General features: G+C 66.5%; 3 protein-coding genes. All 3 read right to left on the bottom strand.

Translation table 11 applies throughout. The annotated features are described in order from the left end of the window. Positions 1-38: 38 nt before the first annotated feature. The 3 genes from tnpC to tnpA all read right to left on the bottom strand — a co-directional run bounded on the left by tnpC (position 39) and on the right by tnpA (position 2,464). Positions 39-1,613 (bottom strand): IS66 family transposase, encoded by a 1,575-nt coding sequence (tnpC, locus tag NHN26_RS17270; protein WP_253090536.1) that lies wholly within the window; start codon positions 1,611-1,613, stop codon positions 39-41. A 69-nt stretch (positions 1,614-1,682) separates the two neighbouring features. Then, positions 1,683-2,036: an IS66 family insertion sequence element accessory protein TnpB gene (tnpB, locus tag NHN26_RS17265; protein WP_153750208.1), complete on the bottom strand. Its 354-nt coding sequence runs from the start codon at positions 2,034-2,036 to the stop codon at positions 1,683-1,685. Beyond that, complete coding sequence (tnpA, locus tag NHN26_RS17260; RefSeq protein ID WP_153750207.1) at positions 2,033-2,464, bottom strand: IS66-like element accessory protein TnpA; 432 nt, start codon at positions 2,462-2,464, stop codon at positions 2,033-2,035. The genes tnpB and tnpA overlap by 4 nt, the downstream gene beginning before the upstream one ends. Positions 2,465-2,542 lie beyond the last annotated feature (78 nt).

Genomic DNA, 2,542 nt, shown 5'->3' with positions numbered 1-2,542 from the left:
GTAAGCGCAGCCTGACCACCCTTCGGCTTGCCGCGTGACTATTCAGCGAAGTTCCAGGGCATAAGCTCGGCGATATCGCTCTGCATGTGCTGGTCGAGGATCTTGCGGAGGGTTGCCGCGATATAGGCTTCGGGGTTCACGCCGTTCAGGCGGCAGGTTCCGATCAGCGAGGCGATACGGGCCCAGGTTTCCGCGCCGTCGATAGAGCCCGCAAATAGCGCGTTCTTCCTTGTGAGGGGAATTGGCCTGATCGAATTCTCGACGCCGTTGGTGTCCATCTCGAGCCGACCATCATCGAGGAAGCGGGTCAGGCCGTCCCAGCGTTTCAGGCCGTATCGGATATGCTTGGCCAGGTCGTTGGTCGAGGAGAGATCCTGCAGGCAACCTTCCAGCCACGGGCGCAGGGCCTCGGCAATTGGTTTCGACAGTTTCTGGCGGACGGCCCTGCGCGTTTCGGGGTCGCGGCCGCGGATTTCCTTCTCGATGGCGTAGAGCGAGGCAATGCGCCTGATCATCTCCTCGCAGACCGGCGACGGTGTGCTCTGGCTGAACGTGACGAAGCGGCGCCGCCAATGCGTCCAGCAATAGGCGATGGTCCATGGCTTCGCGGTCTGCTTCGGATCGGCGATAACATCGTAGACGGGATGGCCGTCCGCCATCAGCGTGCTGCCGGTGAACCCCTTCAGCATCGTCTGCGCGATCTTGCCGCTCCGGGTGCGGGAATGCCGGAACACCACGATGGGGGGATCGCCGCCACCCCATCCGCGCTGGTCGCGCAGGATCGCCCAGAGGAAATCCTTGCGCACCTTGCCGGTGCCGGGGGCCAGCACCGGCACATAGGTTTCGTCCATCTGCAACCGGTCGGAGCGGCGGAGGTCGGCGATCATCGCGTCGATCACCGGCTGCAACAGCTGCGCCGCCCGGCCGGCCCAGTTGGCCAGCATCGTCCGATCGAGGTCGAGGCCCTGCCGGCGGTAGATATCGGCCTGGCGGTAGAACGGCAGGTAATCCCCGAACTTGGCGACCATGCAGTGGGCCACCATCGCCTCGGTGGGCAGGCCGCGGGGCACCAGCCATTCCGGCGCCGGTGCCTGGGCATGGGAATTGCCCGCGCAATTGCGGCACATGTATTTCGGGCGGATCGTGACCAGAACCCGGAATTGGGCGGGGATCACGTCCAGCCGCTCGCTCCGGTCCTCGCCGACCTTCACCATCTCGCCGCACCCGCAGGGGCAGAGCCTGCTTTCGGGTTCGATGACCTGCTCGATCCGCGGCAGGTGGTCGGGCAGGTTGCCCTTGTTCCGGTTGGAGGGCTTCCGGCTTTTCTTCCGGTTGCCGACAGCCTTTTCGGCCGCGTCGCCCGCCGCGGCCAGCATGCCCTCGGCGACATCGATATCCTCGAACGGCAGATGGCGCTGATCGGGATCGAGCTTTTCGGACTTCGCCCCGAACTTCTCGTGCCGCGCCTGCTTGACCATCCGTTCCAGCCGGGCGCGAGCCTCCTCGACCCGGGCCAGACGGGTCTCGGCCTCGATGCGCGCGGCCGTTTCCACAGCCAGCCGCCGCTCGAGGTCTGCCACGTAGGCCGCGCTGATCGTCCCGTCCGGTGCCATGGCGCATGTCTACACCGGCGGCGCAGCGACCGCCGCCCGAAACCGCGCTCCGAGTCATCCTGCCGCGGGTTATCCCGCCAAGCGCGGCCGCCGTCGTCGCTCGGGCAGAACCGCCGTCCAGTCCAGCCCCTCGAGCAGGGCGGAGAACTGCGCCGGGGACAGCCGGATCACCCCGTCCGCGGGCTTCGGCCAGCGGAAGGCAGACCCTTCCAGCTTCTTGTAGATCAGCACAAGCCCGCTGCCGTCCCAGACCAGGCACTTCATCTGGTCGCCGCGCTTGGAGCGGAAGACGAAGACCGCGCCGGAAAAGGGGTCCTGCCCGAGCACCGACTGCACGATCAGCGACAGGCCAGCGTGCCCCTTGCGGAAATCGACCGGCTTCGTGGCCAGGTAGACGCGGTAACGTCCGCCGGGCAGGATCATGATGCGTCCCGCACCGCCGAGATCACCCGGGCGAGATGGCCGGGGTCAAAGGTCGATGGCACCAGGATGCGGACGTCGTCCACCTTGATCTCGATCGCTCCGCTGTCACCGGCGCCGCCATCGCGGCGGGAGCCGCCATCTCCGGAGACCAACACCGGCACGAGGCCAAGCGCATCGTCATCGGGCATCGGCAACAGCCCGTCCCGCGCCGCCCGCCGCCAGGCATGCAGCTGCGGCGCGGAAACGTCGTACCGACGGGCGACATCCGCAACCGACACCCCGTCGCGATAGGTCTCCAGCACCATGGCCGCCTTCACATGCTCCGGCCACCGCCGCCGCCCGCTCGGACCCGTCACAACCTCGATACGCCCGGCGTATCCTTCGTCGTCACTGTGAGAACTTACGTAAGTTTGTACATCGCTATCCATCTGACACCTCCGTCGTTACGGGCGTCATCTCGGACAGCAGACCACCTCAGGCAACGAGGGTACTGGGCGGTCGCTTAC

It is taken from the genome of Rhodovulum tesquicola (assembly GCF_024128855.1).
Taxonomy (GTDB): domain Bacteria; phylum Pseudomonadota; class Alphaproteobacteria; order Rhodobacterales; family Rhodobacteraceae; genus Rhodovulum; species Rhodovulum tesquicola.
The sequence above is the reverse complement of the archived record's forward strand: the minus strand, read 5'-3'. Positions and strand labels throughout refer to the sequence as shown.

Excerpts from the sequence above, each read along its gene's own strand:
- tnpC (WP_253090536.1), bottom strand. The coding sequence starts at position 1,613 with ATGGCACCGGACGGGACGATCAGCGCGGCCTACGTGGCAGACCTCGAG.
- tnpB (WP_153750208.1), bottom strand. The coding sequence starts at position 2,036 with ATGATCCTGCCCGGCGGACGTTACCGCGTCTACCTGGCCACGAAGCCG.
- tnpA (WP_153750207.1), bottom strand. The coding sequence starts at position 2,464 with ATGGATAGCGATGTACAAACTTACGTAAGTTCTCACAGTGACGACGAA.